The sequence below is a fragment of the Wenyingzhuangia sp. genome (genome assembly GCF_039768515.1).
Taxonomy (GTDB): domain Bacteria; phylum Bacteroidota; class Bacteroidia; order Flavobacteriales; family Flavobacteriaceae; genus Wenyingzhuangia.
In genome coordinates, this window is record NZ_JBDNAI010000076.1 from 1 (window position 1) to 3078 (window position 3078).

At 36.5% G+C, this 3078-nt stretch carries 3 protein-coding genes; all 3 read right to left on the reverse strand.

The window, feature by feature from the left end; translation table 11 throughout:
* Positions 1-1015 (reverse strand): ABC transporter permease (locus ABF281_RS04660; RefSeq protein WP_347180532.1); only part of this gene is annotated, 1015 nt, incomplete at its 3' end.
* Positions 1016-1018: 3 nt separating this feature from the next.
* Entirely contained in the window at positions 1019-2191 is a 1173-nt protein-coding gene (locus tag ABF281_RS04665; protein ID WP_347180533.1) for an ABC transporter permease, read from the reverse strand.
* 69 nt (positions 2192-2260) lie between these two features.
* Positions 2261-3078, reverse strand: an 818-nt coding sequence (locus tag ABF281_RS04670; protein ID WP_347180534.1) for a hypothetical protein, incomplete at its 5' end; no start/stop codon positions are given.

Genomic DNA, 3078 nt, shown 5'->3' on the forward strand with positions numbered 1-3078 from the left:
CGGCTAAAAATGTAACAGAAAGCCCTGCTGGCAATATTAACCACCAATATTCAAGGCCTGAAAAAATAAAACCATCAGTTTGAGATAGATATATCATCAAACCCCAACTCATGTCTATATTAAGCAATCCAAGAAATGATAATACTGACTCTGATGCTATTGCACCAGTAACACTAAAAACCATGAATAACAGAGCTAGCGGGGCAACATTTGGTAACACATGAGAAAACATAATTTTTCTTTGTGATCCACCAGTGATCCTTGCAGAATCAACGAATGGTTTCACCTTTACTTGGAGTGCTTGAGATTTAATAGTTATAACGGAGCCACCTAATCCTCCTAAAACGCCTAAAACCACCGCTAAATGCCATATCTTAAGCTCAGCGAATGCTGAAATAATAAAAAGTAGGGGTAAGGTTGGAAGCATTAAAACTAAATCTGATTGTCTCATGAGGTAAGCGTCAATTCTTCCACCAAAGAATGCTGCAATTGTTCCAAGGATTGTCGATATACCTACTCCAAGAGTTGCACTTAGTAATCCTAGAACAAAAGCCACTTGGCTGCCTTCCATTATCTGAGAGAAAACATCCCGTCCTAAAGAATCTGTTCCTAATAGATGTTTACGAGATGGAGGAGCTGGTTGAAGATAAACATCATACATATCTCCAACTTCTACACCTTGTGCAAGATAAAGCATTTTTTTCTGAACCTCACCTTCAGCTGGACAATCGTAAGATGTTGCATATTTAGGAGTAGGATATTCCTTCGGACACTCAACAACTAGTTTTTTTTCAATTATCTGATCATATCCTACGACTGGGTGATAAATACTCTCACTCCAAATACCTGTTAAGAATAAAAAGGGTTGTAGTAATGCAAGTATTAAAAATACTGAAACAATCCCTAAACCAATCATTCCTAATTTACTTTGGGAAAAAAGTTTCCAGTTTCTCTTTACAGATTCTTTTCTTAGTTGTTTCTGTAATTCTTTTTCTTTTGAGTCATTGATTTGCATAAATTATCCTTGTGATTTAACCCTTATTCTTGGATCTAAATAGGAGTATGATATATCTGCAATTAAATGTGCAATTAAAGCGAATACTCCCACAAAAGAAAAAGCTGCCATAGCAACAGGTATATCCTCTTCTAGTACGGCTTGTAAAAGAAGTTGTCCCATTCCTGGCCAAGAAAAGATTTGTTCGGTAAGAACTGAACCATCGATAATTGTAACTATTGTAAAGATAAATGACGTAACAACTGGTAATAGAGCTGTTCTAGCAGCATGTCTATCTCTGATTCTTTTTTGACTAATACCTTTTGCTCTAGCTGTCAAAATATAATCTTCTTTAAGTACTTCCATCATTGTGGTACGAGTAAGAAGAGCTGTTCCAGCAAATGCAACAATTGTAACTACCATAACTGGAAGAATCATGTGATATGCAATGTCAGCAGCATAAGGTTTTCTTGCTAAAGCTTCTCCAGTATTCCAGTAGAAGTAGCTACCAATAAAAATTACAATAAGGCTTGCAAAGCGTATATTTCTTCTAGATGAAAGTGCTTCAATTCCCCTAGTAAACGTATAAGAAGCAAATTGTAGAAGAGAAACAATTGCAGTAAACTTTATCATCATGGAAAATATCACATCACTATCAAATGGAGCATCATACCACTTTTCAGGATAGAGGAATTTACCTATTGGGAACCAACCCATTTTATAACCAAAAAACCAAAGCATCATCAAAGCAAACCATGGATAAAAAACTGTATATGAAAAAACTGATGTTATTGTTATCCATGTTTCAGACTTAGAACCTCTTCGCCAAGCAAGAATTTTTCCAATAAAAAAACCAGTATAAAAAGCGACTATATTAACAACTGAAAATAGCATTAGAGTACGTGGTAATCTTTCAGCAATTAACTCTATAGGAGTTTTAGGAAAATATTTGTAGGAATAACCAAAATCACCTTTAAAAAAGTTAACAACATAAAGCTGTACTCTTTCTCCAAGTGGTTTATCTAAACCATAGGTTTCAAGAACTTTTTGATAAGCATCAGGAGGTAGATTTGGATTCAGAAGTAAGTTAGAAAATGCATTACCTGGAATGGCATTAAATAGTAAGTATGAACTAACAAGAAAAATAAAAAACACTACAACCATCTGTAATGTTCTTCTAATAATATACTCAACCATTATTCACCCTATTTTAAACACTTAAAAAACATAGGTAGGCCGAGGCCTACCCATGTTTATTTAATCTTATTAGCTCTTAACTTTTACAAGGCTAGCGTAACCGCCACCTGTACCTGTTAATCCGTCTAATACATCTGTGAATGGAAATTCTACAGTATCTCTATATACCTCAAGTGTAGGTACGTTGAATAATACCAAATAAGGCATTTCTTCAAATAATATAGCTTCCATTTTTTGCGATAGGGCTATTGCATCACTAATAGTTTTAGCAGCTTGGAATTCAGCATCTAATGCGTCGAACTCTGCGTTGTTAAAACCAGGTGTGTTGTAACCACCTTCGCATGTGTCGTTCTTGGAATTGAAGAAATCTCCAGGATGATTAGGGAATGCACTTAATCCCCAACCAAGCATGTAGAAATACCAATCCTCACAGTTTTCTGGTGTAAACACTTTGTCAACAATAACGTTGAAACCTGTTGGTCTCGCTGTTACGTCAAGTCCGAGTTGTTGCATCCAGTCAGCAATGAATAAGGACATTGTTGATCTCAATGGATCATAACCAGCACCTGGTGCATATAGCAACATGTCTGATGGAGGTGTTACTCCTCCTGGTCCTTTAATTCCTGTAGGAGCCACTGCTCTTTCAGCACCACCAGCATGGGAACCCCAGTCTGAAGCTGTCCAACCGCCTGCTTGAAGAATTTCAACTGATTTGTTGAATCTCTCTTCAGCATTAAGGCCAGCACAATCAGCAAGGACACCTGTTACAGGTGCAACCCAAGCTGTTAGAGCTTCAGGCATTTGACCATCCATATTTACAGCAACACCTTGAAGAATGTTGTTTAACACGAATTCTTTATCAGAAATACATGCAACAGCTTGTCTAA